We start from the raw sequence: 24,378 nt of genomic DNA, 5'->3' as shown, positions 1-24,378 counted from the left end.
CTAGTTTTGCATGGTGAAGGCCAGGAGTTCCGGGCCGCGTCGGTCGAATGCCGATGCCCCGCTGCGCACACCCAGCACGAGCACCAGCAGTCCGACGACGACGCCCGATCCGAGGGCGATCCAGGTGAGCGGACCCGGGTACCCCATCAGCCACAGGGTCGTGGCCGCGATGGGCGGCGCCGCGACCAGGATCGTGAGCACGAACGACGCCCCCTGCACTCCGCCCCCCGTGCTGCCCGAGGCCTGGGGATAGCTGAATGCGCCTTCCCCCGGCCGCGGCGCCGGATACGGATAGCGCGACGACAGCGCGCTGCCGACCCCGAGCCCGCCCAGCAGCAGCGCGATGTTGATCCCGAGCACGGCGGGAAGGGAGGCCGGGTCGCCCTGCGCCCAGACGGTGATCGGCGTCCCGATCGCGATGAGCACCGCTCCGGCGGCGAGCACCGGCCAGATGCGCCCGAGTCGATCGTGGATGCCGCGGGTCTGGGCCGCGAGGTGCGCCCAGATGGCCGTCGAGTCGTACGCGACGTCGTTGTGGATGGTCGACCAGGCCAGCACGAGCACCACGAGCGCCAAAGGGACGAACGCCCCGATCGACTCGGGCACGCCGCCGATGTAGAACGCCAGCACCGTGAGCGCCGGCAGGACGGGCAGCACCCCGAAGACCGCGCGATACCGGGGATCGCGGATCCAGTAGATGAAGCTGCGCGCCGCAACCGCCCCGGCCGGCGTCGCGGGCATCCGTCGGAACCAGCCCGGCACCCGCGCGGCCCGATCCAGCCTGAGCCGCCGAGTGGGACGCAACGACCCCGCCACGATGGCCCACCACAGCAGCGCGAGCACCAGGATGGATGCCGCACCGATCAGCACCGCCGTGTCGGGCCTGCCGGTGCCCGTATAGGCCAGTTGAGGCGCACCCCACAGGCTCGCAACCGGCGACCCGGCCAGACTGTCCGCGATCGCTCCGAGGTGAATCGAGTTCAGGAAGCGCACGAACGGCGAGATGACCGCGAGCGAGCGCTCCGGCGCCAGCAGTACGGCCCGAGGGAGCACGAGTCCGGCGAGGGTCAGCAGTCCGCCGAGCAGCACCAGGATGCCGAACAACCGCATCCAGGAGCGGAGGCCCCGATGCGGGGCCAGCCACGCACCGACGGCGACCCCGACGCGCACCAGCAGCAGCGACTGGATCAGGAGCAGCGGTGCCGCCGCGAGGGCGATGCTCGACATGCCCGGGAACCCGCGCCACGCCACCACCGGGAGGAGCACCACGGGGATCAGCAGCAGCGCAGGACCGACGAGCGTGAGAAGGAGGATCGTCGCCGCGACCGTGCCCGAGTGGAATCGGTAGCCCAGGAAGGCTCGCGGCTCGATGAGCTGGCTGCGCGAGAACATCGCCGGGATGAGCAGCGCACCGAGCGTGACCTCCGCCCCGACCACCGTGACCACGCGCCCCACGATGTCGCCGTCGAGCGCCGTGACCCTGCCGGCGACGACATACAGGGCTGCGATGCCGACGAGCGCGACGAGCAGCAGAACCGCCGATCCGACGATGCGCGCGCGAGGACGGCGGAAGCCGTTCCGCAGCAGCCGACCCTTCAGTCGGAGAAGCTCTGCAACCACTCCATGCCCTCCACCGCTGTCGCGCCGCCCGCCAGCTCGACGAAGCGGTCTTCGAGCGACCGGCCGGCCAGCACCTCGTCCATGGGACCGCTCGCGAGCACATGGCCCTCCGCGATGATCGCGACGGCATCGCAGACCCGCTCGATGAGGTCCATGCTGTGGCTCGAGAGCACGACCGTGCCGCCCGCCGCCGCGAACTTCTTGAGGATGTCGATGACGACCTGAGCCGACACCGGATCGACCGACTCGAAGGGCTCGTCGAGCACGAGCAGCCGCGGCGAGTGGATCATGGCCGCCGCGATCCCGATCTTCTTGACCATACCGGCGGAGTAGTCCGAGACCAGGCGCTTGGTCGAATGCTCGATCCCGAAGGCGGCCTCGAGGTCGCCCACCCGGTTGACGATGGTCTGCCGGTCGAGACCGCGCAGCGCCCCGGCGTGGTGCAGGAACTCCGACCCGGTGAGCCGATCGAACAGCCGCAGCCGGTCGGGCAGCACTCCGAGCTGCCGCTTGGCGACGGCCGCGTTGGCCCAGACATCGACGCCGTAGATCTTGATGACGCCGGAGTCGGGTCGCAGCAGCCCCGTGACCATCGACAGCGTCGTCGTCTTGCCCGCACCGTTCGGCCCCACGAAGCCGAAGAACGAGCCGGCCGGCACCGTGAGGTCGATACCGTCGACAGCGATCGCGTCGCCGAAGGTCTTGGTGAGGCCCGTCACGGAGAGGGCGGTCTCGGGGAGGACCGCGGGAGTGCGCTTGCTGGATGCCGGACGCTTCGCCGCTCCCGACCGCATCGCCCGGGCAGCGGGCCGCCCGCGCGGGGCCGGCGTGGCCCTGGGCGCGGCCTCGGGAGTCACGGTGGAGTTCGGCGCCACAGGCGCCGCGGCAAGCGACCGGGCAGGTGCTTCAGCAGGCGCCTCGAGCATCGCCAACGGGGCCCCGGCATCCAGCGCCTTGGCTTTCGGAGCCGGCTTACGCGCCACGGAGGCGGGCTTCTTTGCGGCGGCAGAGGGCTTCTTCACTGCCGGTGGAGTCGTCGGTCTCGGGACCCCGAGAGGGGCCGCCGCGGGGCTCGCCGGACGTCGCGCTGCCCCGGGGCGCGCGGCCGCAGACTTGCCGCCGGGCCCTGACCGTGGCGGCGGTGTCGGGTCGGACTCGGCTTCCACCGGTACACCGTATCAACCACGACAAGCGAGCGACGCTCATGAGACGGAGTATCACGAAAAGGAAACGGAATCGGGCGCGAGGTGGGTGCTCCCAGGGTGCCTCGATAGACTCCGGGCGTGCACAAAGGTGTGTCGCACAGCAGGATCATCGATGAATTCCAGGTGAACGTCCCCTCATCGATCGACCACTTCAGCCGACGACCGAGGAGACCTTCCGCGTGAGCACCCCCAAGCCGACCACCCAGATCGTGATCCTCGCCGCGGGCATGGGCAGCCGTCTCGGCCGCTCGCTGCCGAAGCCGCTGACCGAGTTGAGCGACGGCCGCACCATCATGCAGCAGCAGTTCGACAACATCCACGCCGCGTTCGGCAATGACGCCGCCGTCACGATCGTCGTCGGCTACAAGCTCGAGCACGTCATCGAGGCGTTCCCCCACGCGTCCTTCGTCTACAACGAGCAGTACGACCAGACGAACACCTCGAAGAGCCTCATGCGGGCCCTGCAGGCATCCAGCGCCGGAGGCGTGCTCTGGATGAACGGCGACGTCGTGTTCGACCCCGAGGTGCTCGTGCGGGTCGGCGACTTCGTCGCCGCCGACCGCAGCTTCGTGAGCGTCAACACCGCCAAGGTCTCCGACGAGGAGGTCAAGTACACGACGGATGCCGAGGGGTTCATCTCCGAGCTCTCCAAGTCGGTCGTCGGCGGCATGGGCGAAGCGGTCGGAATCAACTACATCGCGAGCACCGACAAGTGGACCCTGCTGCGCCACCTGCAGAAGGTCGGCGATCAGGACTACTTCGAGCGCGGCATCGAGCTCGCGATCGCGCACGACCGGCTGCGGGTGCATCCGGTCGACATCTCCGACCTGTACGCGGTCGAGATCGACTTCGCCGAAGACCTCGAGCGCGCCAACCTCTTCGTCTGAAGCCGCCTCGCCGGTTCGGGACGCTGCCGCCCCGCGAGTCGGAAGGGTCCAGCCTCCCCGGGTAGGGTGAGCGCGTGACCACATCGACGCCCGCGCGCGCCCGGTGGTCGCCGTTCGAGCGCTATCGCCGCTCGCTCTGGCTGCTCACCAAGCGCGACCTCAAGGTGCGCTACTCCACCTCGGTGCTCGGCTATCTCTGGTCGATCATCGACCCGCTGCTGATGTCGGGTATCTACTATTTCGTCTTCGTGCTGGTGTTCCATCGCAACGGGCAGGATCCGTACATCGTCTTCCTGATCTCGGGCCTGCTGCCCTGGACCTGGTTCAACGGCGCGATCTCCGACAGCACCCGCGCCTTCATCAGCGAGGGCAAGCTGATCCGCTCGACCACGATCCCGCGCACGATCTGGGTGGCACGGCAGGTGCTCTCCAAGGGCATCGAGTTCGTGGCAAGCCTGCCGGTGCTCATCGTCTTCGCCATCGCCACGGGGGCGAGCTTCCACTGGCAGCTCGTGTTCTGGATCCCGGCGATCGTCATCCAGGCCGTGCTGACCTTCGGGCTCGGGCTGATCATCGCGCCCCTCGTCGTGTTCTTCCGCGACCTGGAGCGGGCGGTCAAGCTGATCCTGCGCCTGCTGTTCTACCTGTCGCCGATCGTGTACGGCCTCAGCGACCTGCGCCACCTGCACCTCGAGTTCTGGGGCGCCTTCAACCCGCTCACCGGCATCATCGGCCTCTACCGCAGCGCGTTCTTTCCCAGCGACCTCAACTGGTTCGCGGTGGCGATGAGCGCCCTGCTGGCGGCGATCATCATGGTGGCCGGCATGCTCGTGTTCCGGCGCACCATCGCGACCGTGCTGAAGGAGATCTGATGGCCCACGATCAGCTCGAGCAGCGCGCGGCCCCGGTCGCGGTCGGGGGCATGCGGGTGCAGGATGTCGGCATCCGGTTCAAGCGCAACCGGCAGTCGCGCCGCAACTTCAAGGACCTGTTCGCGGGCAAGGACCGCCGGGCCCGTCCTGGCGAATTCTGGGCCCTGCACGACGTGAGCTTCGAGGTCAAGCCGGGCGAGTCGATCGGCGTCGTCGGACGCAACGGGCAGGGTAAGTCCACCCTGCTCAAGCTCGTCGCGCAGGTGATGTTTCCCGACACCGGCCGGGTCGAGGTGAACGGCGGGGTCGCCCCGTTGATCGAGATCACGGGCGGATTCGTCAACGATCTGACGGTGCGCGACAACGTCTACCTGACTGCGGGGCTGCACGGCATGCCGCGCCGCGAGATCGACGAGACCTTCGACGAGATCATCGAGTTCGCCGGCATCGGCGACTTCATCGACACCCCCTACAAGCACCTCTCGAGCGGGATGAAGGTGCGCATCGCCTTCGCGGTGATCTCGCGACTCGAGGAGCCGATCCTGCTGGTCGACGAAGTCCTCGCCGTCGGCGACAAGGCCTTCCGCGAGAAGTGCTTCACCCGCATCGACGAACTGCTCGCCGGCGGGCGCACGCTCTTCCTGGTCTCGCACAGCGAGCGCGACCTGCTGCGGTTCTGCACCCGCGGCCTCTATCTCGACAAGGGCGCGCTCGTGCTCGATGCCCCGATCCAGGACGTCATCGACCGCTACAACGCCGACTACCCCTCGTAGCGCCGGGCCAGCCTGCGAGCCATGACCATGGTGGCGCGCGCGGGGGTCCCGACCGCGAGGGCGACCGCGCCCGAGACGCTGCGGTCCGAGTCGCCGAACGCGCGCTTGCGCTCCCAGGCACGGCGCAGCACGCCGCCGCTCGCCCGAACCGGCTCGCGCGCCGGGAGCACGCCCTGGGCGCGCGCGGCGACGAGCGCGTCGAGCTGACGGGTCCAGTCGTCGGCCTCCGGGGCGTGGGAGTAGTTGTCGTCGAGCCAGCCCGGATGCGGGGTACGGAATCGCCGCGCGATGACGTCGTCCTCTCCACCGAACAGGCCGCTGTGCTCGAAGACCGGGTTGATCAGCGCGTCGCTGACCCCGAAGGTGTCGAGCACGATGACCGGGATGCCCCGCGCGATCGCCTCGATCACCGCGGTCGAGCTCACCGTGAGCAGGCCCTGCGCCCGGTCGAGGGCGGAGCTCATCGGCTCGCTCGACACGCGGAGGTTCGCCGGGATCTCGACCCCCTGCTCGGCGAGCTCGTCCAGCAGCTCGGGGTAGCTGTCGCGCTCCGCGTGGGTCTGCTGCTCGCCGACCCGCGCCCGAATCTTGATGACCACGGGACGCGCGGGATCGGCGCGGGCGGCGGCCAGCAGCATCCGGAGCACCTCGAGCCGGTCCTCGCGCTCGCGCGGCACGATCGCCTGCGCGGCGAAGACGAGGGCGTCGCCGGGTTCGCCACTGCGACGCTCCAGGAAGGGCAGCGAGGCGAGGGCGAAGCGGTGCGTCCAGCCGTGCACGCGGGACAGGCGGGTGAAGTCGCGGATCTCGCGCCTGCTGTGCAGAAGGAACAGGTCGGCCTGCCGCCGGAAGGCGAGCGCCTTGCGGGTGGCCGGGATCGAGATCCCGGGCAGGCCGGTCACGATCACCGGGCGGTCGGGCAGCTCGGCGATCAAGCGGATCAGCACGGCGGCGACCGGACCGCGGACGGCGACCAGCACGGCATCCGGTCGTTCCCGGCGGATCCGCTCGACCACCCCCGTCAGGGGCAGGCACACCAGACGGCTCGGGTCCATGCCCCCCACGGCCAGGGCGGCACGTCGTTGCGTCTCGCTCGGCAGCACGGGCGTCTCGACCAGCAGCAGCTCGCGGTCGGCGGCCGTCGGCAGCGCGCCGAGGGTCGCCGCCGCCCACTTGAGGTAGGAGTCGGAGTCCGCGATCGCGATGATCCTCATGGCTGCCCGTCCGGTGGATTCCGGGTCAGACGGTGATGCGGCGCAGCTTCGCCTGGGGGGCGAGCTCCCCCGGGAAGACGCGCTTGACCCCGTCACCCATGGCCTGTTCGATGATCCGGATGTCGCGCACCAGGTGCTCGAAACCGGTGGGCTCGAGCGAGGCGGCGTGGTCCGAACCCCACATCGCCCGGTCGAGCGTGATGTGCCGCTCGACCGCGACGGCACCGAGCGCGACCGCGGCCAGCGAGATCTGCAGCCCGCGCTCATGACCCGAGTAGCCCACCGGCACGCCCGGGTAGCGCGAACCGAGCGCCCCGATCATGCGGATGTTGGCCTCCCCGGGCGGCAGCGGGTAGGTCGAGGTCGCGTGCAGCATCACGAGGCGATCGGTGCCGAGGGTCTCGACCGCCGCGTCGATCTGCTCGAGGGTCGACATCCCGGTCGAGAGGATGACGGGCTTGCCCGTCTCGGCGAGCGCGCGCAGCAGCTCGAGATCGGTGACGCTCGCCGAGGCGACCTTGTGCGCGACGACGTTGAGGTCTTCGAGGAACTCGACGGCCGGCACGTCCCACGGCGAGGCGAACCAGTCGAGGCCCCGCATGGTGGCGTGGTCGCCGATCTCGATGTACTGCTCGCGGTCGAACTCCACCCGGTAGCGGTACTCGAGGTAACTCATCTCGCCCCACGGCGTCTCGCGCGGCATCGACTTCATGTGCTCGGGAGTCGAGATCTCGGGGGTGCGCTTCTGGAACTTCACCGCCTGAGCGCCCGCGTCGGCGGCGACGTCGATGAGCTGCTTGGCCAGCTCGACGGACCCGTTGTGGTTGAGCCCGATCTCGGCGATGACATATGCCGGAAGCCCGTGACCGATCTCGTGCGATCCGATCGTGACGCTCATGAGACGCTCCTTCGTTGGGTGGTGCGGATGACGGCCTCGGCGAGCTCGCGGACCGCGCCATCGCCGCCGGGTGCTCCGAGCACGAATCGCGCGGCCGCGAGCACCCGCGGGTGCGCGCCGGGCACGGCGACGGGCCAGCCGACGAGCTCGAAGCAGCCGAGATCGTTGACGTCGTTGCCGAGGTAGGCGATGCGGTCGAGCGGGATGCCGCGCTCGGCGGCCCAGTCGGCGAGCGCGGCCGCTTTGTCGCGGCGGCCCTGCAGCACCTCGACGCCGAGCTTGCGCGCCCGGGCCGAGACCACGGGGTTCGTCTCGGTCGAGAGGATCAGCACGGGGATCCCGGCCTCGCGCAGCCGGGCGATGCCCATCCCGTCCGACCTGCTGACCGTCACGAACTCGTCGCCGTTCTGGCCGATGATGACCGAGTCGTCGGTGTGCACCCCGTCGAAGTCGGTCACGACCGCGTCGACGTCGAGGGTGCTCGGGCCCGCGATCAGCGGCGCGATCGCCGAGGCGAGCGCGAGCTGTTCCTCGGTGTCGATCTCGATGGCGGCGGCCTCGGGCACGAGGGCGAACCCGATCCGGCCGAAGAAGCGGTGCCGGGCCCGACGGAAGCCCGCGGCATCCATGACGTAGAAGGCCCCGGTCTCGAGGTACTCGGGTTCGCGCTCCTGGCGGCGGGGACGCACGCGCGGGTCGTGGTTGACGCCGATGGCACCGGCAGCGCCGTCGCCACCCGCCTGCCACAGGAAGCCCCACGACTCCACGGCCGAGAAGACCGAGTCGGCCTCGCCCCGCGCCACCCGCGCGATCGCGAGGTCGAGATCGCCCGGATCGATGAACGGCGAGGTCGCCTGCACGAGGACCAGGACGGCGGTGGTCACCCCGCGCGCCGCCAGGGCGTCGAGGGCGTGCAGCAGAGCCGATTCCGAACTCGCGGTGTCACCCGAGATCCCGGCGGGCCGCTCGACGACCTCGGCCTCCCACTCGCGGGCGACGGCGGCGATCTGCGGGTCGTCGGTCGACACGACGACCCGGTCGACGAGCGCGCTCTCACGGGCGCTCGTGATCGCGCGGGCGATCAACGGGATGCCACCCACGCGGCGCAGGTTCTTGCGCGGCACGCCCTTCGAGCCTCCCCGCGCCGGGATCACGACCACCGTCTCGCCGGCGCTCATCGCACGAGCTCCCCGGGGCGCGAATCCGGCGCGTGCAGGCGCACGGTGCTTCCCGTGCCCGCGAGCACGGTGCGCAGCGTCGTCGCCGCGCTCGAGCGCAGCAGCACGATCTCGAGCGGCTCGCTCGTTCCCGCCAGGGCGAGTTCGGCCGGCAGTCCGCTGTCGACCACGGCGACGCCCGGCAGCTCGGCGACGCGGGCCAGCGTGCGCGAGTCCTCGCGCCGGTGCGGGAGATAACTGATGGGACCGTCCTCGGTGACCGTGCGCAGCCACAGCAGGTAGTCCGACTCGTCGAGCAGGCCGTCGACGATGCGGGCCGTGCCGAGCACGACGCGCGGATGCGGCATCCGCGCCGGTCGCGCATGGGCCCGCGACCACTCGAAGTCGTTGGCGGCGACCGGCACGTCGCGGGCGGCCAGCGCGAGCAGGGCGGGGTCGTGGGCGAACGCGCTGAACATCGTCAGCCGCTCGGAGCCCGCGAGCCGCAGCAGGCGCGCTCGCGTGATCGCTCCGAGGGCGGTCGCGACGGACCCCTCGCGGTGCCCCGGACGGACGGGGCGTGCGTACTCGGTGCGCCCGAGGAGGGCCGCGGCCAGGTGCACGGTCATGTCGCCGTCGTCGACGAGGGCGATCGAACGGGGGCGCAGCACCGAAGCGGCCAGACGGAACTGGCCCGAGAATCCGTCGCCAATGATCCAGTCGGGCTGGCTCGACAGCAGCGACCAGGGGATGCCGAAGTACGGCGCGCACGAGGAGAACAGCGCACCGCGCTCGAGCAGCTCGTGGGCGGTCGAGGTCATCTGGGATCCGGTCAAGCGGAAGGCGACGGCGATCGGACGGCCGAGCGCCGCCGCGTACTCCGCGGCGCACAGCAGCTGGAGGGGGGACTCGACCCAGGCCACCGGGGTGCGTCGCTGGTCGATCACCCGAACCACGCTCCCGCCCGCCCGTGAGCCGGTCGTGCACGCAAGATGAACACACCGCATCGCCTGGGTGAAGACCGGGCAAGCCGCAGGAACCGGGTCACGCGCAGCCGAGGCGGATACGGTGGGCAGATGGCCGAGCAGATCGCGACATCCACGTCCGACGGGCTGCACCCGCGCGTCGCGCAGGGCATCGACAAGGTGCTGTCGGTGCAGCGGCCCGTCGTGCTCGCGCACCTGCGTTCGATCCGGTCGAGCCGGCCCGACGCCTCACCCGCGCAGGTCGTCGCGATTCTCGAGCGCCGGTTCCTGACCGCCGTGACCAGCGGTGGTGCCCTCGTCGGCGCGAGTGCGGCGATCCCCGCGGTCGGCGTCGGCACCTCTCTCATGCTCTCGGGGGTCGAGACGGCGGGATTTCTCGAGGCAAGCGCCCTGTTCGCGCAGTCGGTCACCGAGATCCACGGGATCGCGGTGGTCGAGCCCGAACGGGCCCGCACCCTCGTCATGGCGCTCATGCTCGGCACCGGCGGTCAGGAGCTGCTGCAGCAGTTCGCCGCCGAGGCCGGCGGTCGCGGTTCGCGAAGCGCCTACTGGGGCGAGTTCATCACCAAGAGCCTCCCCCGGGCCGCGTTCGGTCAGGTCGCCGACCGGGTTCGCTCCGCCTTCCTCAAGCGCTTCGCGGTGACGCAGGGCACCTCGATCATCGGGCGCGCGATCCCCTTCGGCATCGGCGCTGTCGTCGGTGGAACCGGCAACCACCTGCTCGGCCGCCGCATCATCCGCTCGGCGCGCGGCGCGTTCGGGCCGGCCCCCGAGCTCTTCCCCGAGGCGCTCGGTGTGGTCGTGCGGGTGCCGAAGGCTCCGCGCGCTCTGCGACGACGGATCGATCCCCCTCCCCCGGACGCCGCCGACCGCCGGCCCGCCTGACCCCGCGAGCTCCCGGCCGCCGGCCGGTGCCCGGCACAGCCCCGGTCCCGGCGCGGCGTGACAGAATCGTGGTCGACCATGGCGAGTTTCACTTTCGGAGCCGGCAACGCCCGCAAGGTGCTGCGCCTCCCGCTCTACGCGCTCGGAGCCCTCGCGACGCTCGTCGTCCCGCGCACCCCGCGGCTGTGGGTGTTCGGCTCGGGGATCGGCGTCGGCGAGGGAGCCCTGCCGCTCTACCGGCTGGCCCGCTCGCGTCTGCCCGGCCAGGTGCGCCTGATCTGGCTCGCCGGCACCGCCGACGAGCTCGCGACGGCACGCGAGCTGGGGCTCGACGCCGAGCTGCGGCGCGGATGGCGCGGCTTCCGCCTCACGCTCCGGGCCAAGGTGCTCGTGGTCACCCATGGGTTCGGCGACGTGAACCGCTACGCGACCCGCGGTGGATACGTCGTGCAGCTGTGGCACGGCATCCCCCTCAAGAAGCTCCACCTCGACGCCCCCGCCGCCCTGCGCGTCTCGTTCCTGCCCGATCACCGGCTGGTGCGCGCGGTGATGGCCAGGGCCTACCGGTACGGCGGGCGCGGTATCTCGCTGTTCCCCGTCGCCTCGGCTCTCGTCGCGACGCGCATCGTCAGCGCGTTCGGCGTCGCACCGTCACGCGTCGTGGTGACGGGCGATCCGCGCGACGACGTGCTGCTGGCCGGGTCCGCCGAGTCCCGCCGAGCGACCGCGCGCGCCCTGATCGACGCCGTCGCCGGTCCCCTGCCCACCACCGCCCGTCTCGTGCTCTCGGCCCCCACCTGGCGCGATGGCGCGGCGGACCCCGGCGTGCCCCGGGAGGCGGACTGGGAGGCGATCGCCGCCTGGCTGGATCGCACCGACAGCGTGCTGCTGCTGCGCACCCATCCGCTCGGCCGCGGCGACTACGCGAGCGGACCGGCGCGCTCGGACCGCATCCGGATGCTCGATCCCGAGCGCCTGCCCGAGATCACCCCGGCGCTGCCCGCGATCGACCTGCTGATCACCGACTACTCCTCGATCGCCTACGACTACAGCCTGCTCGGCGGCCCGATCGTGTTCCTCGCACCGGACGTCGAGCACTACGCCCGAGCCCGCGGGCTCTACACGCCGTACCGCGCCTTCACCGACGGCCGACAGCTCGCCGACTGGCGGCACGTGCTCGCGATGATCGATCGGCTCGACCGCGATCCCGCGGCGGCCGCCGCGACCGCGGCGCACGTGCGCTGGTTGCGCGACGAGCACATCGACCTGCTCGACGGGCGCGGCACCGAACGCGTGCTGGCCGAGATACTGCGCCGCAGCGGCATCGCGGTCTCACTCGGCCTGACCGTCGCCGAGGTTCCGTGGCCCGCGACGGTCCGCTCGCGGGTGACCTCCGCCCGGTTCGACGCCGACACCGACGGCGCAACGGGCGACGACGATGGGCCGGCGCTCACGATCACCATCGACCGGGCCGCGCACGTCGTCGGGACCGTGCGGCTCGACGGCGCACGAACCCAGCGCCCGGGCGCGATCGTCGCGGCCGACGGGGTCGTCACGGCCACCTTCCGGCTGCTGTCGACCCGCTGGGGGACTTCCGGACTCGCCCTCCCGTCGGGCGACTACCGGCTCGCGCTCGGCGCCGAACCCGGCACCGGGGCGGCGGCCGAACCCGCACCGGGCGCCAGACCCGACACGGCGCGCGTCGAGGTCGATGCCGAGTTGCCCGGCGAGTTGCGGCATCCGCTGTTCCGGGCGCAGCTGCTCGCCACCGCCGGGGGCCTGCTGCTGCGGGTGTCGCCGCCGCTCGCCGACGACGAGCGCGGGCCCGTCGCCCAGAAGCGGCTCGAGCGGGAGTACCGCCGCGCGCGACCGACCCCCGACGACGCGGTCTTCTTCGAGAGCTTCTACGGCCAGTCGGCCTCCGACAACCCGCTCGGCATCGATCGGGCGCTCGCCGGCATCCGGCCCGAGACTCGGCGGTACTGGAGCGTCGTCGACGCCTCGGTCGCCGTGCCCGACGGCGCGACCCGGATCGTCGAGGGCAGCCGTGAGTGGTGGCGGGTGCGTGCCGCCGCCCGCACGCTGGTCGTGAACGACTGGCTGCGCAAGCGGTACCGTCCTCGGCCGCATCAGAAGGTGCTGCAGACCTGGCACGGCACGATGCTCAAACGCCTCGCCCTCGATCGCAACCCGGGGTTGCGCACCCGGATCGCGATCCGGCGCGAGAGCGCCCGTTGGGATGCCCTGCTCGCCCAGAATCCGTACAGCGCCGAGATCTTCCGCTCGGCCTACGCGATGGACGGCCCGATCTGGCAGCACGGCTATCCCCGCAACGACGTGTTCGCGCACCCGGAGCGCATCCGCGCCGTGCGTGCCGTACTCGGCCTGAGCGACACGGCGCGCGTGGTGCTCTACGCTCCGACCTGGCGCGACGACCGCACCGAGATGGTCGACTACGTCGACCTCGCGAGTTTCGCCGGCGAGCTGGGGGGCGACCACGTGCTGCTGCTGCGCGGCCATTCGCGCACCCTGCGCTACGGCCAGGACCTCGAGGGCGCCCAGCTGATCGACGTCACGAGCTACCCGGACATGTCGGATCTGCTGCAACTCGCCGACGTGTTCGTGACCGACTACTCCTCGGCGATGTTCGACGTCGTCGGCACCGACAAGCCGATGATCTTCTTCACCCCCGACCTGGCGCACTACAGCACCGATCTGCGGGGCTTCTACTTCGATCTGCTGGCGGAGGCACCCGGACCCGTCGTGCACGATCGCGACGGGCTGCGCGCCGCCGTGCTGGGGGCGGATGCCGCGGCTCCCGCCTTCGCCGAGCGCCGCGCCGCCTGGCGCGCCCGGTTCACTCCGCTCGACGACGGCCACGCCGGCGAACGGGTCGTGCGGCACCTGCTCGACGAGGGCTGGCTGGGCTGAGCAGCGCGCGCGCTCAGCTCTCGGTGCGGGAGGTGTCGACCGCGTTGCCGGCGCCGCGCACGACTCCGAGCAGGAATCCGCTGCCCCAGCTGTAATGCATGATCGCGATGACGGACGCGAACCGGATGCGATCGGCCGGCGTTCCCTCGCTCGTCGCGCCCGCGACCGCGAGCAGCACCAGGTAGAGCGCCGGGCCGAGGTAGACGAGCGCGGCGATCCATCCGACGATCCCGCTCAGCACCCCGGTCGCGTGCAACGGGATCGCGATCACCGAGAGCACGGTCGCGATCACGAGCAGGGGCGGGGCGAAGAACCGCAATGGGTTGCGTGCGCCGAGCCGCCGCACCAGCTCTCCGCGCCACACCCCGGTGGCGAAGAACTGCCGCGCGAGCTTCGTCGCGGTGCTGCGCGGCCAGTACGTGACGCGCAGCTTCGGGTCGAGCCACACGATGTGGCCGGCCTGACGAAGTCGGTAGTTCAGCTCCCAGTCCTCGCCGCGGCGCAGGGTCTCGTCGAAGCCGCCGACCTCGGCCAGCAGCCCCGCATGCATGATCCCGAGATAGGCGGATTCTGCGGGGCCCTCCTTGGCATCGTCGCCGTGGTAGGCGCCGCCACCGAGGCCGAACCGGCTGTTGTAGGCCCGGGCGGCCGCCGCCTGGAAGCCGGGCGCCCCGGTCGCGACCATGATTCCGCCCACGGTGGCGGCTCCGGTGCGCTCGAGGTCGGCGACGCCGCGCTCGGTGTAGCCGGGGGCGAGCTCGGTGTGCGCATCCACCCGGATGATCACGGGGTTGCGGCAGGCGGCGATCGCGAGATTGAGGCCGATGGGGATGTCCATACCGGGGTTCTCGACCAGCCGGATGCGGGGGTCGGCCGCCGCGAGACGCTCGACGATCGCGCGGGTGCCGTCGCTCGAGGGGCCGAGGGCCAGCACGATCTCGACCGGACCGCGGTAGTCCTGCTCGAGCACGCTCCGGATCGCCGACTCGACGTAGCCGGCCTCGTTGAGCACGGGCATGACGTACGACACACCAGGGCGTGACGTCGTCGCCATCTGCACGCTCCCCGCGGGTACCACCGGAGTCTGCGGCTGCCGGCATCGCCCATCGAAAGGTGGGCGCGACGAGCTTAGCAGCGGCCGAATTGCCGGAGGTCAGGCTCGGGAAACGGGGCCGGGAACACCGCGGGGAGCCGGCCTCGGCCAACTCCCCGCGGTATGTCGGCCCTCGCGGCCGATCCTGCTGACTGCTAGCTCTTGAGCGTCCCGAGGGTGACGTCCACGGTGCTGGAGCTCGAGCCACGCAGATACGTGAGCTTGGCGGTGCTCCCCGGAGCCAGGAAGCGCACCTGCGCGGTCAGGTCGGTGCTGTTGGTGATCGGGACCCCGTTGAACGAGGTGACGATGTCACCCTTCTTGAGTCCCGCCTTGTCGGCCCCGGCACCCGCGCTGACGTCGGCGATCAGCGCCCCGACGACCGAGCTGTTGTCGCTCGTCGCGGTCTGCACCGAGGCGCCGAGCAGTCCATGGCTGCCGTGGCCGGTCTTGATGATCTCGCTCGAGATGCGCTTGGCCAGTTCGGCAGGGATGGCGAAGCCGACCCCGATCGACCCCGACTGGGTCGAGGTCGAGGTGCTTCCCGTGCTCGCGATCGCGACGTTGATCCCGATGAGCTTGCCGGAGCTGTTCAGCAGGGCGCCGCCGGAGTTGCCGGGGTTGATCGGGGCATCCGTCTGGATGACGGGCAGCGAGATCTCGGAGGACTGCGTCGAGTTCGATCCGCTCTGGCCGTTCTGGTTGAAGTTCCAGAAGTTGTACGGGCTGCTTCCGTCGTTGGGGGCGGGGGTCGCACCGTCGGACGAGCTGCCGTTGGGCACCGCCGATGAGGCGATCTGGATGGACCGGTTGAGCGCGCTCACGATGCCGTCGGTGACGGTGTTCGACAGACCGAGGGGCGCCCCGATCGCGATCGCCTTGTCGCCCACGTTGATCTTGCTCGAGTCGCCGAACTCGATCGGCTGCAGGCCGCTGGCACCCTGGAGCTTGATGACCGCCAGATCGACGATCGGGTCGGTACCCACGACGGTCGCCTTGTAGAGCTTGCCGTCGTAGGTGGTGACCTCGATGGTCCCGTTGGCGGAGTTGCCGTCGAGGGTGACCACGTGCGTGTTGGTGAGCACGTAGCCGTCGGCACTCAGCACGACACCGGACCCGGTGCCACCCTCGCTGCTGGCGGACACGTCCACGGTCACGACCGACGGGCTGGCCTTGGCGGCGACCGCGGTGACGGTGGTGACGTCGTCCTTGTTGTTGACCGTGATGGTCTGCGGTGAGCTGCTCGTGGTGTGCGTGCCGCTGTTGGCGCTGACGGCCCATGCGGCGACGCCCGCCCCGGATGCGCCGCCGAGCACGGCTCCGACGGCAAGGGCGGCGATCAGGGGCCCGACGTTGCCCCTCTTCGCGGCGGTCACCGCCGGTGCGGCGGCGGGGAGGGTGCCGGCCGGGTACGCGGCGGTGTCGGCAGCGGGGGCGCTCGGCGCGTCGGCGGTGACGGCAGGGGCGACGACCGGCGTGGTCGGCGAGGCGTTCACGGGCGACGTCGGGGCCGGAGTGCTCTGGGCTTCGATGCTCTGTGCCTCGCCCTCGCTCTTCGGCGCCTCGTTCGGGACCTCGGAGTCGGACGGAGTCTGGGGTGAGTCGGGCATTTGTCGGGATGCTCCTTTCAGCGGAGCCAGCATCCCGCTCGAAGCTGAGCGTTGCATTTACTGGCGCTGGGAGCCTACTGCTGTTCGCCTGCTGGCCGGCCTAACATCCGGGGCCGCTGGGGTTCGCCGAGCAGTCGTGTTCGACGAGCACGGTCTTCGCACCCGTCACCGTGACGTACAGCTCGTTCGCGGGAACCGTGACAGTGCCGGTGATCGGAACGAATCCGGATGATCCGAACCGGTACTCGGCGCGGAAGTCGATGCTCAGTCGGATGACGTACTCCCCTTCGTCGGCGTAGACGTGGCTCGTGGGCGTCGGATCGAAGTCGCGCAGCCCCTGGGATGCCCAGGTCGCGCCCTGGGTGGACCGCACCGCCGCGGTGCCGTCGCCGTAGTTCCATCGGTAGCCCACAGGCGTGAAGCGCACGGTCGCCGGGCGTCCGAGCAGGGCTCCATCGACGAGCCGCTGGCCGACGACGGCGTAGATGTTGGCGTCGAGACCGGCGACGACCCAGCCGTTCGGCTCCATGTGCTGGACTCCCGCGGCCGGGCGGAAGCTCGCGATGTCCCGCAGCGTGATGGGCTGCGCCGCCGGAGTCGGGTCTGAGGGCTTGGGAACGGTGCCGAAGCACTTGCCCAACCGGACGATCGGGCAGGCATCGGGCGCAGACCCCTTGGCCCCGGAGCCGGCGCCGGAGCCGGGGGTGCCGGGCACGGTCTCGGTGCCTTCGAGCACTGCAGAACCACCATCGACGGAACCACCGACCGAACAAGCTCCTGTAGCAATCTCGCCCAAGCTGCAGCCGTCGGAATGCGCAATTGGTCCACCGATGAGCAGACCCACAACCATTGTCAGCAGAAGTCCGTACCCGACCATGCGTCGTTTCGACTCACTTTCATTTTGGTTTCTTCGAAGTTGTCGACATCGACCTCAAGCGGCACTCGCGTTTGACGATCTTTGGGAACGACAGAGGTACCGTCTGGGCCACGGACGTCCACTCCCGAAACGTCAACGCAGAGGTACATCGTCACGACCACCATGCCGCGACCGCGCTCTGACACACCTTCGACCTTTGCGCTGTCATACCTGGTGCTACCAACTTGGGTGAGGGACTTTGCAGCAAACTGGTTGGCCGTTGCCTTGTCTCTAGCAAGGGCTTCACCTCTAGCGAACGGCTTCAGCCGCGACGGGTCCTTCCAGCCGTCCTGCGCAACCTGATCCGACACCTTCAGGTACGCCGCGTACGCCGTCTCCGCCGCCTTCAGCGCCTCCGCATCCGACGCGAACACCGGCGTCGCGCTCGGAGTCGACGACGACGGGGGCGACGCGGCGGGGGCACATCCGGCGAGGGCGAGCAGCACCCCCAGCGTGAGGAGCAACGACCCGATGCGCATACCCACGACGGTAGGGCACCGGCTCGGCACGCGGCATCCGGAATCCACAGTGTGGGTGGACGTCGCCGCGAACGTAGTGGGGAGGAGGCCCCGTTCCTCACCGGTAGGTTGGCGGGGATGAGTGTCTCGGGATCCTGGGTTCGCGCCGCACGCGGGGCGATGCTGCTGAGCGACGACGGCGAGCTGCGTCCGACGATCTTCGCCGAGATGTCGGCACTCGCCGCGCGCACCGGGGCGATCAATCTGGGTCAGGGTTACCCCGACGAGGACGGCCCACGTGCCGTGCTCGAGGCCGCCAAGCGGGCGATCGACGAGGGCCTCAACCAATACCCACCCGGACGCGGCATGCCGGTTCTGCTCGAGGCCATCGCGAATCATCAACAGCGCTTCTACGGCCTGCGGGTCGATCCCGAGCGCGAGGTGCTGGTCACGACCGGAGCCACCGAGGCGATCGCGGCCACCCTGCTGGCCCTCGTCGATGCGGGCGACGAGGTCGTCACCTTCGAGCCGTTCTACGACTCCTACGCGGCGATGATCGCGCTTGCCGGCGGTGTGCACGTGACGGTCGCGCTGCCGGCCCCTGCGTTCCGGCCCGACCTCGACCGGCTGCGCGCCGCCGTCACGGATCGCACCCGCGTCATCCTGATCAACTCCCCCCACAACCCGACCGGCACGGTGCTCGACCGCGAAGCCCTTGAACTCATCGTGGAACTCGCCCACCGGCACGACGCGATCATCGTCACCGACGAGGTGTACGAACACCTGGTCTTCGGCGTCGAGCACATCCCGATCTCGACCCTGCCCGGAGCGCGCGAACGCACCGTCACCATCTCCAGTGGCGGCAAGACCTTCAGCACGACCGGCTGGAAGATCGGCTGGCTCATCGCGCCGCCCGAGCTGCTCGACGCGATCCTCGCGGTCAAGCAGTTCCTCAGCTACGTCAGCGGTGCCCCGTTCCAGCCCGCGATCGCGACCGGGCTCGGCCTGCCCGACTCCTACTTCGCGGATGCCGCCGCCGCCCTCGCCGTCAAGCGCGAGCTGCTCGGCTCCGGTCTGCGTCGCGCGGGCTTCGAGGTCAGCAGGCCCGACGGCTCGTACTTCATCATCGCCGACGCCGCCCCCCTCGGATTCATCGACGCCGTGGAGTTCTGCCGCCGGCTGCCCCAGCTCGCGGGTGTGGCCGGCATCCCCCTCACCGCATTCGTGCGGCCGGAGCGTCACGCCGACTACCGATCTCTCGTGCGATTCGCGTTCTGCAAGCGCGCGGAGGTGCTCGATCGGGCGTCGGCTCAGCTGGCGCAGTTGCGTCGCACCTGACCCGTCCGGGGTGAGGCGGGGGTGATATCCGGTTCCTTCGCCCGGGGTGGACAGACTGGTCGTCCCGTCCCCGTAGGCTGAGGGGATTCGATCCCCGATGCAGCATCCGTTGCCCCATGAAAGCGACCGCCGTGGCCTCGCCCTCTGATGTCGACCGTGTGCTCGACACGGCATCCGCGATCGTTCTCGATGACGGCTTCGAGTCGGCGAGCATGCGCGAGATCGCGGCCCGCGCCCGGATCACCGAGGGTGAGCTGCTGCAGCTGTTCGCCTCGCCCGGCGAGCTCTTCGTCGGCCTCGTCAACCGCGAGTACCGCGGGATCTTCCGGGCGGTCATCGATCACATCGAGCGGGACCCCCAGGGCGGCAAGCTGTCGCGCATCTACCGGCACACCATCGGCGCCGTGCACGAGCGACCGCTCGCCCGAGCCCTCTACCTGACGGATCCGAGCGCCCTGAACTCGATCATGCGCGGCGCGTACGGCTTCGACTTCATGCCCCGGCTGGGGATCGGCGACGGCTTCATCGACCGCATGAAGAAGGTGGGGATGGTGCGCCACGACGTCGACTCGCCATCGCTGTCCGCCGTCATCACGACCGTCGCCGCGGGCACGGCCCTGACGGCGCCGCACGAGGAGCTCGATCAGCTGGTCAACGGTCTCGTCATGCTGCTCGAGCGCTCGGTGGACACGGATGCGGTCGACACCGGGCCCGGCAAGGCGGCCTTCATCGAATACGCGACCGGCCCGTCCGGCCTCCGCTGAGTCGACCCCACACGGCGGTTCGCCGTCCGAGCCGGCGCGCTACCGCGGTTCCACCCGGAATCGACGCAAGGCGAGCGAGGGGTTGACGCGGCGCACCTCGGCGACGCGGGCGGGAGTGATCCAGGCGACCGCGACGCCCGTGTTCTCGCCCAGGGTGACGACCTCGACGCCCATCGGATCCACGACCATGCTGTTGCCCACGCCGATCGGCGGCGCCTGGTCGGCGGTCGCGACGTACACGGTGTTCTCGATCGCGCGCGCGGTGATGAGGGTGCGCCAGTGCGCCTCCTTGAGCGGACCGCGCACCCACGCGCTCGGCAACAGGATCAGCTCGGCTCCGGCATCGACGAGCCGCCGGGTCACCTCGGGGAATCGCAGGTCGTAGCAGGTCTGCAGTCCGACGGTGAAGCCGCCGAACGCGAAGGTGGCCGGCTGCTCGATCGGTCCGGGCACGATCCAGTCGCTCTCGCGCTGGCCGAAGGCGTCGTAGAGGTGCACTTTGCGGTAGTGGGCGACCAGCTCGCTCTGGTCGTTGAGGGCGACGAGCGTGTTCGCCACCCGGTGGTCGTCGTCGGGAACGCGCTCGACGATTCCCGCGACGAGATGGATGCCCAACTCGGCCCCCAGCTCGGCGAGCGCCCGAACGAAGGGGCCGTGCAGCGTCTGCGCATGGGCGACCGCGTCGGCTCCCGCCATCGTGGGGCTGAAGTACGACGAGTACTCGGGGAAGACGACCATCATGGCGCCCCGGTTGGCCGCGTCGCCGGCCAGGCGCGCCATCTGCTCGAGGTTGGCGTCGGGGTCGTCACCGGGCGCGAACTGCGCGACGGCGATCGCGATCGGGGTCTCGGCTGCATCGGCCATGACGACAGCCTAGGAGGGCGGGCCGATCCCCGTCTCCTTTCACGCCAGCGGGCCCCGGCCTGCTCCGACCGGGACCCGCTGCGCTTGCGTGCGCTTACCGGCTGGACGTCAGCTCGGGAACCGCTGCATTCGAGTCCTGCGGGGTCGAGGAGGCGCCGACCGGGTTCGTCGCGTGATCGTCGCGTCGGCCGAACTCGGCCTCGTCGAACGGCAGCCGCCCCGAGAGCACCTCGACGAGCCGCCCCTTGTCGAGCTGCCGGGTCCACGAACCGAGCAGCAGGGTCGCGACCGCGTTGCCCGTGAAGTTGGTCACGGCTCGCGCCTCCGACATGAAGCGGTCGATGCCCACGATGACGCCGACGCCGTTCACGAGGTCGGGGCGGTAGGTCTGCAGTCCGCCGGCCAGGGTCGCGAGACCCGCGCCGGTGACGCCCGCCGCGCCCTTGGAGGCGATGATCATGAACGCCAGCAGGCCGATCTGCTCGGGAATCGACATCGCCTTGCCCATGGCGTTGGCGATGAACAGCGAGGCCATCGTCAGGTAGATCGCGGTTCCGTCGAGGTTGAACGAGTAGCCCGTCGGCACGGTGATGCCCACGACCGGCTTCGACACCCCGGCGTGCTCCATCTTGGCGATGAGCCGCGGCAACGCCGCCTCCGACGAGGAGGTGCCGACGATCAGCAGGTACTCGCGGCCGAGGTAGCCGATCAGGCGGAAGATGTTGACCCCCGTGACTGCCTTCAGCAGCAGTCCGAGCACCACGGCGATGAAGAGGAAGCAGGTCAGGTAGAAGGCGATCATGAGCGTCGCGAGGCTCACGACCGCGCTCCACCCGGTCGCGCCGACGACGCCGGCGATGGCCCCGAAGGCGCCGATCGGGGCGACCCAGAGAATCATCGAGAGGATGCGGAACACGAGCGCCTGCAGGCTCTTGACCGCGTCGAGCACCGGCACGCCCTTCGCCCCGAGCGACTGCAGCGCGAAGCCGGTGAGCAGTGCCACCAGCAGCACCTGCAGCACGCTGCCGCCCGTCAGGGACGAGAACAGGGTGGCCGGGATGATGCCGAGGATGAAGTCCTGGGCGCCGACCGGCTCGGTCGTGCTGTGGTAGCTGGCGCCGGCGATGTTCAGCCCCGTGCCGGGGTGGATGATGTTGCCCACGATCAGGCCGATGCCGAGCGCGAACGTCGACATGACCATGAAGTAGCCGATCGCGAGACCGCCGATCTTGCCGACCGTCGCCGCCTTCGCGATCGATCCGACGCCGATCACGATCGTGCAGAAGATGACCGGCGCGATCATCATCTTGATCAGGGCCACGAATCCGGTGCCGATCGGCGCGAGCCCGACGGCGAAGCCCGGCGCAGCCAGGCCGACGATCGCGCCGGCGAGAACCGCGACGATGACCGCGATGTAGAGGATGTGATTCCGATCGAGCCGACGTGCGGCCCGGGGCGTCGTTGCCATGAGAGGTCCAATCCGGCCGGAACGTCGATGTCTCCGGCCTCGTGACGGGTGATTCCGACCAGCATGAGGTGATCGCCCCCGACCCAGAAGCTTGTGTTCATATTGGTCGCCGGCCCCCTCCTGCCCGCGGTTCATACTTGACGCGGAGGTGGGGCGATGCGGCACACGCGCACGTGGAGCGTTGCGGGCAGGGTCTTCGGCGTGCAGGTTCTCGCCGTCCTCGTCATCGGCGCCGTGCTGCTCGTCATCCTGGTCCTCGACGCCCAGCGGTCGGTCTCGGATGACGCCGCGGCCAAGAGCCTCGCGGTGAGCCAGACGATCGCCTCCGACCCCGCCGTCACGAGTGCGATCGAGGCGAGCGACCCGACGGCCGCCCTGCAGCCGTACGCCCTGGCCGTGATGAAGTCGGCGCACGTCGACTTCGTGACGATCATGGACCCGAACGGGATCCGCTTCACGCATCCCGACCCCGCCCAGATCGGCCAGCACTTCCTCGGGACGATCTCGGCGGCGCAGCAGGGCAGGAGCATCACCGAGACCTACACCGGCACCCTCGGTCCCTCGGTGCGTGCGGTCGTGCCGATCACCGACCACGGCAGGCTCGTCGGCATGGTCTCTGCCGGGGTGACGACCGCGAAGGTGTCGACGGCGGTGCTGCCGCGCGTTCCGTTCCTGGTAGGGCTGTCGATCCTCGTCGTCCTGCTGGGCGCGGCGGCCGCGGCCTTCACCAGGCGCTCGTTATGGCGCATGACGGGACGGTTGGCGCCGCAGCAGATGAGCCGCATGGTCCAGTTCTACGAGTCGGTGCTGCACTCGGTGCGCGAGGGCGTCGTGCTGACCGATCCCCAGCACCGCGTCGTGCTGTACAACGACGAAGCCGCCGACCTGCTCGGGCTGCCCCCGGCGCCGGAGTCCCTCCCCCCACGCACCGCGGGCGAACTCGACATCGATCCGGATGTCGCGGCACTGCTCGATTCCGGTCGCCGGGTCATCGAAGAGACCCACGTCGCCGAGGGGCGGGTGCTGCTCGTCAACCAGGAGCCGGCCCTCACCACGGGCCGCGAACCGGCCGGGGCGCACAGCGCCGTCATGACCCTGCGCGACCAGAGCCGGCTTCAGGCGATCCTCGGCGAGCTCGAGTCGATCCGGACCATGAGCGAGGCGCTGCAGTCGCAGTCGCACGAGCACCTGAACACGCTGCACACCATCGCCTCCCTGATCGAGATGGGCCGCGCCGAGGAGGTCTCGGCCCTCATCGACGACATCTCGCGCACGAGCCAAGGTCTCGCCGACGCGGTCAACGGCCGGGATGCCAGCCCGGTGCTGGCGGCCCTGCTGCTGGGCAAAGCGGCCACCGCGACCGAACGCGGCGTCATCCTCGACGTCGACCTCGCCGACGGCGTCGTCCTGCCGCTCAGCCCGAACGAGACGGTGTCGGTCGTCGGCAACCTGGTCGACAACGCGCTGGATGCCGTGCGCCGCTCGCCCGCGCCGCGTCGCGTCGGCGTGCGGATCCGCGGCGAGGCGGCCGACGTCGTGCTCGACATCACCGACACCGGGCCGGGCATCCCCGAGGGGACCGACGTCTTCGCCCCGGGCGTCACGAGCAAGGCCGACGACGGCGGGGCGCACGGCCTCGGACTGGGCGTGGTGCGCCGGATCGTCGAGGAGCACGGCGGCACGATCGCCTTCGCCCCGGGCACTCCGACCACCGTCATCGTGCGCCTTCCGCTGGGGGCGACCCCGTGATCCGCGTCCTCGTGGTCGAAGACGAACCGCTCACCGCGGCCGCCCACGCGAACTACCTGGGTCGCCTCGAGGGCTTCGAGCTCGTGGGCAGTTGCTCGACCGCCCGGGAGGCGCACGCGCAGATCATCGCCGCGCGCGACGCCGGTACCCCGGTCGACCTGCTGCTGCTCGACATCACCCTTCCCGACGCCAGCGGCCTCGACCTCGCGCGGGCACTGCGGGCCGCGAAGATCGACATCGACTTCATCGCGGTGACCGCGGTGCGGCAGACCGAGGCGCTGCAGGCGGCCCTCGGCCTCGGCGCCGTCCAGTACCTCATCAAGCCGTTCGGGTTCGCGGTGTTCCGCGAGAAGCTCGACCACTACCGCCGCTACGCCAGCAGGTGGGAGAGCGCCACCCGCAGCGCCACGCAGCAGGATGCCGACGAGCTGTTCGCGGCCCGCGGCCCGGCCGCGACGGCGCAGCTGCCCAAGGGGCTCTCCTCGGTGACCCTCGACGCGGTCTCGGCGCGCATCCGTCAGGCCACGGCTCCCGTGTCGGCCAGCGAGGTGGCGGCGCCGCTGGCGCTGTCACGGGTGACCGCGCGGCGCTACCTCGAGCATCTCGCCGACCTCGGCATGGTCACGCGGACGCAGCGCTACGGCGCTCCCGGCCGGCCCGAGGTCGAGTACTCCTGGCGGCCCTGACCGC

21 protein-coding genes are annotated in these 24,378 nt (G+C 70.5%); 9 read left to right on the top strand and 12 right to left on the bottom strand.

The window, feature by feature from the left end; all coding sequences use genetic code 11:
- Both ACFPJ4_RS02335 and ACFPJ4_RS02330 read right to left on the bottom strand, forming a co-directional pair.
- Nucleotides 1–1,620: a hypothetical protein gene (locus ACFPJ4_RS02335; RefSeq protein ID WP_386738678.1), complete on the bottom strand. Its 1,620-nt coding sequence runs from the start codon at nucleotides 1,618–1,620 to the stop codon at nucleotides 1–3.
- The gene (locus tag ACFPJ4_RS02330) at nucleotides 1,596–2,603 is read right to left on the bottom strand and encodes an ABC transporter ATP-binding protein (RefSeq protein ID WP_386738677.1); all 1,008 of its coding nucleotides are present in this window, start codon (nucleotides 2,601–2,603) and stop codon (nucleotides 1,596–1,598) included. The genes ACFPJ4_RS02335 and ACFPJ4_RS02330 overlap by 25 nt, the downstream gene beginning before the upstream one ends.
- Before the next feature lie 401 nt (nucleotides 2,604–3,004).
- On the opposite strand from ACFPJ4_RS02330, the gene ACFPJ4_RS02325 reads away from it, so the two are divergent.
- From ACFPJ4_RS02325 to ACFPJ4_RS02315, 3 genes are all read left to right on the top strand, one after another.
- Nucleotides 3,005–3,712, top strand: coding sequence for a phosphocholine cytidylyltransferase family protein (locus ACFPJ4_RS02325; protein ID WP_386738676.1), 708 nt, complete (start codon nucleotides 3,005–3,007; stop codon nucleotides 3,710–3,712).
- Between the two features lie 74 nt (nucleotides 3,713–3,786).
- Nucleotides 3,787–4,584: an ABC transporter permease gene (locus ACFPJ4_RS02320; RefSeq protein WP_386738675.1), complete on the top strand. Its 798-nt coding sequence runs from the start codon at nucleotides 3,787–3,789 to the stop codon at nucleotides 4,582–4,584.
- Entirely contained in the window at nucleotides 4,584–5,357 is a 774-nt protein-coding gene (locus ACFPJ4_RS02315; protein WP_386738674.1) for an ABC transporter ATP-binding protein, read from the top strand. Before ACFPJ4_RS02320 ends, ACFPJ4_RS02315 begins: the two co-directional genes overlap by 1 nt.
- Here the strand turns inward: ACFPJ4_RS02315 and ACFPJ4_RS02310 are convergent.
- The 4 genes from ACFPJ4_RS02310 to ACFPJ4_RS02295 are packed head-to-tail and all read right to left on the bottom strand — an operon-like array spanning nucleotide 5,345 to nucleotide 9,573.
- Nucleotides 5,345–6,571 carry a DUF6716 putative glycosyltransferase gene (locus tag ACFPJ4_RS02310; RefSeq protein ID WP_386738673.1) on the bottom strand — a complete coding sequence of 409 codons (1,227 nt, stop codon included), beginning with the start codon at nucleotides 6,569–6,571 and terminating at the stop codon, nucleotides 5,345–5,347. The two genes, ACFPJ4_RS02315 and ACFPJ4_RS02310, sit on opposite strands and share 13 nt — an antisense overlap.
- 25 nt (nucleotides 6,572–6,596) lie before the next feature.
- Nucleotides 6,597–7,469 (bottom strand): N-acetylneuraminate synthase family protein, encoded by an 873-nt coding sequence (locus ACFPJ4_RS02305; RefSeq protein WP_386738672.1) that lies wholly within the window; start codon nucleotides 7,467–7,469, stop codon nucleotides 6,597–6,599.
- A complete protein-coding gene (locus ACFPJ4_RS02300; protein ID WP_386738671.1) occupies nucleotides 7,466–8,647 on the bottom strand; it encodes a cytidylyltransferase domain-containing protein in 1,182 nt (393 codons plus the stop codon). Before ACFPJ4_RS02300 ends, ACFPJ4_RS02305 begins: the two co-directional genes overlap by 4 nt.
- Nucleotides 8,644–9,573: a hypothetical protein gene (locus ACFPJ4_RS02295; RefSeq protein WP_386738670.1), complete on the bottom strand. Its 930-nt coding sequence runs from the start codon at nucleotides 9,571–9,573 to the stop codon at nucleotides 8,644–8,646. The genes ACFPJ4_RS02300 and ACFPJ4_RS02295 overlap by 4 nt, the downstream gene beginning before the upstream one ends.
- A 129-nt stretch (nucleotides 9,574–9,702) precedes the next feature.
- Here ACFPJ4_RS02295 and ACFPJ4_RS02290 point away from each other — a divergent pair, with 129 nt between their 5' ends.
- Both ACFPJ4_RS02290 and ACFPJ4_RS02285 read left to right on the top strand, forming a co-directional pair.
- On the top strand, nucleotides 9,703–10,497 hold the full coding sequence (locus ACFPJ4_RS02290; RefSeq protein WP_386738669.1) for a hypothetical protein: 795 nt from the start codon (nucleotides 9,703–9,705) through the stop codon (nucleotides 10,495–10,497).
- Nucleotides 10,498–10,575: 78 nt separating this feature from the next.
- Nucleotides 10,576–13,428 (top strand): CDP-glycerol glycerophosphotransferase family protein, encoded by a 2,853-nt coding sequence (locus ACFPJ4_RS02285; RefSeq protein WP_386738668.1) that lies wholly within the window; start codon nucleotides 10,576–10,578, stop codon nucleotides 13,426–13,428.
- A 13-nt stretch (nucleotides 13,429–13,441) separates the two neighbouring features.
- Here the strand turns inward: ACFPJ4_RS02285 and ACFPJ4_RS02280 are convergent, their stop codons facing one another.
- The 4 genes from ACFPJ4_RS02280 to ACFPJ4_RS02265 form a co-directional block, all read right to left on the bottom strand.
- A complete protein-coding gene (locus ACFPJ4_RS02280) occupies nucleotides 13,442–14,482 on the bottom strand; it encodes a glycosyltransferase family 2 protein (protein WP_386738667.1) in 1,041 nt (346 codons plus the stop codon).
- A 194-nt stretch (nucleotides 14,483–14,676) separates the two neighbouring features.
- Entirely contained in the window at nucleotides 14,677–16,131 is a 1,455-nt protein-coding gene (locus ACFPJ4_RS02275; protein WP_386738666.1) for a S1C family serine protease, read from the bottom strand.
- A gap of 100 nt (nucleotides 16,132–16,231) precedes the next feature.
- Nucleotides 16,232–16,867: a PKD domain-containing protein gene (locus ACFPJ4_RS02270; RefSeq protein WP_386738665.1), complete on the bottom strand. Its 636-nt coding sequence runs from the start codon at nucleotides 16,865–16,867 to the stop codon at nucleotides 16,232–16,234.
- A 116-nt stretch (nucleotides 16,868–16,983) separates the two neighbouring features.
- Nucleotides 16,984–17,526, bottom strand: coding sequence for a hypothetical protein (locus ACFPJ4_RS02265; RefSeq protein ID WP_386738664.1), 543 nt, complete (start codon nucleotides 17,524–17,526; stop codon nucleotides 16,984–16,986).
- A 117-nt stretch (nucleotides 17,527–17,643) separates the two neighbouring features.
- Between ACFPJ4_RS02265 and ACFPJ4_RS02260 the strand changes: the two genes are divergently transcribed.
- Both ACFPJ4_RS02260 and ACFPJ4_RS02255 read left to right on the top strand, forming a co-directional pair.
- Nucleotides 17,644–18,843 (top strand): aminotransferase class I/II-fold pyridoxal phosphate-dependent enzyme, encoded by a 1,200-nt coding sequence (locus tag ACFPJ4_RS02260; RefSeq protein ID WP_386738663.1) that lies wholly within the window; start codon nucleotides 17,644–17,646, stop codon nucleotides 18,841–18,843.
- 116 nt (nucleotides 18,844–18,959) lie between these two features.
- Nucleotides 18,960–19,607: a TetR/AcrR family transcriptional regulator gene (locus tag ACFPJ4_RS02255; protein ID WP_386738662.1), complete on the top strand. Its 648-nt coding sequence runs from the start codon at nucleotides 18,960–18,962 to the stop codon at nucleotides 19,605–19,607.
- A 39-nt stretch (nucleotides 19,608–19,646) separates the two neighbouring features.
- On the opposite strand, the gene ACFPJ4_RS02250 is transcribed toward ACFPJ4_RS02255, so the two are convergent.
- Complete coding sequence (locus ACFPJ4_RS02250; protein ID WP_386738661.1) at nucleotides 19,647–20,471, bottom strand: carbon-nitrogen hydrolase family protein; 825 nt, start codon at nucleotides 20,469–20,471, stop codon at nucleotides 19,647–19,649.
- 94 nt (nucleotides 20,472–20,565) lie between these two features.
- Nucleotides 20,566–21,939, bottom strand: coding sequence for a cation:dicarboxylate symporter family transporter (locus ACFPJ4_RS02245; RefSeq protein ID WP_386738660.1), 1,374 nt, complete (start codon nucleotides 21,937–21,939; stop codon nucleotides 20,566–20,568).
- A 156-nt stretch (nucleotides 21,940–22,095) separates the two neighbouring features.
- Here ACFPJ4_RS02245 and ACFPJ4_RS02240 point away from each other — a divergent pair, with 156 nt between their 5' ends.
- The gene (locus ACFPJ4_RS02240; protein ID WP_386738659.1) at nucleotides 22,096–23,688 is read left to right on the top strand and encodes an ATP-binding protein; all 1,593 of its coding nucleotides are present in this window, start codon (nucleotides 22,096–22,098) and stop codon (nucleotides 23,686–23,688) included.
- On the top strand, nucleotides 23,685–24,374 hold the full coding sequence (locus ACFPJ4_RS02235; RefSeq protein ID WP_386738658.1) for a response regulator: 690 nt from the start codon (nucleotides 23,685–23,687) through the stop codon (nucleotides 24,372–24,374). The genes ACFPJ4_RS02240 and ACFPJ4_RS02235 overlap by 4 nt, the downstream gene beginning before the upstream one ends.
- Nucleotides 24,375–24,378: the final 4 nt, after the last annotated feature.

The sequence above is a fragment of the Lysinimonas soli genome (assembly GCF_042655435.1).
In the GTDB taxonomy this organism is placed as follows: Bacteria; Actinomycetota; Actinomycetes; order Actinomycetales; family Microbacteriaceae; genus Lysinimonas; species Lysinimonas soli.
This window is presented reverse-complemented; position numbering and strand designations above follow the sequence as displayed.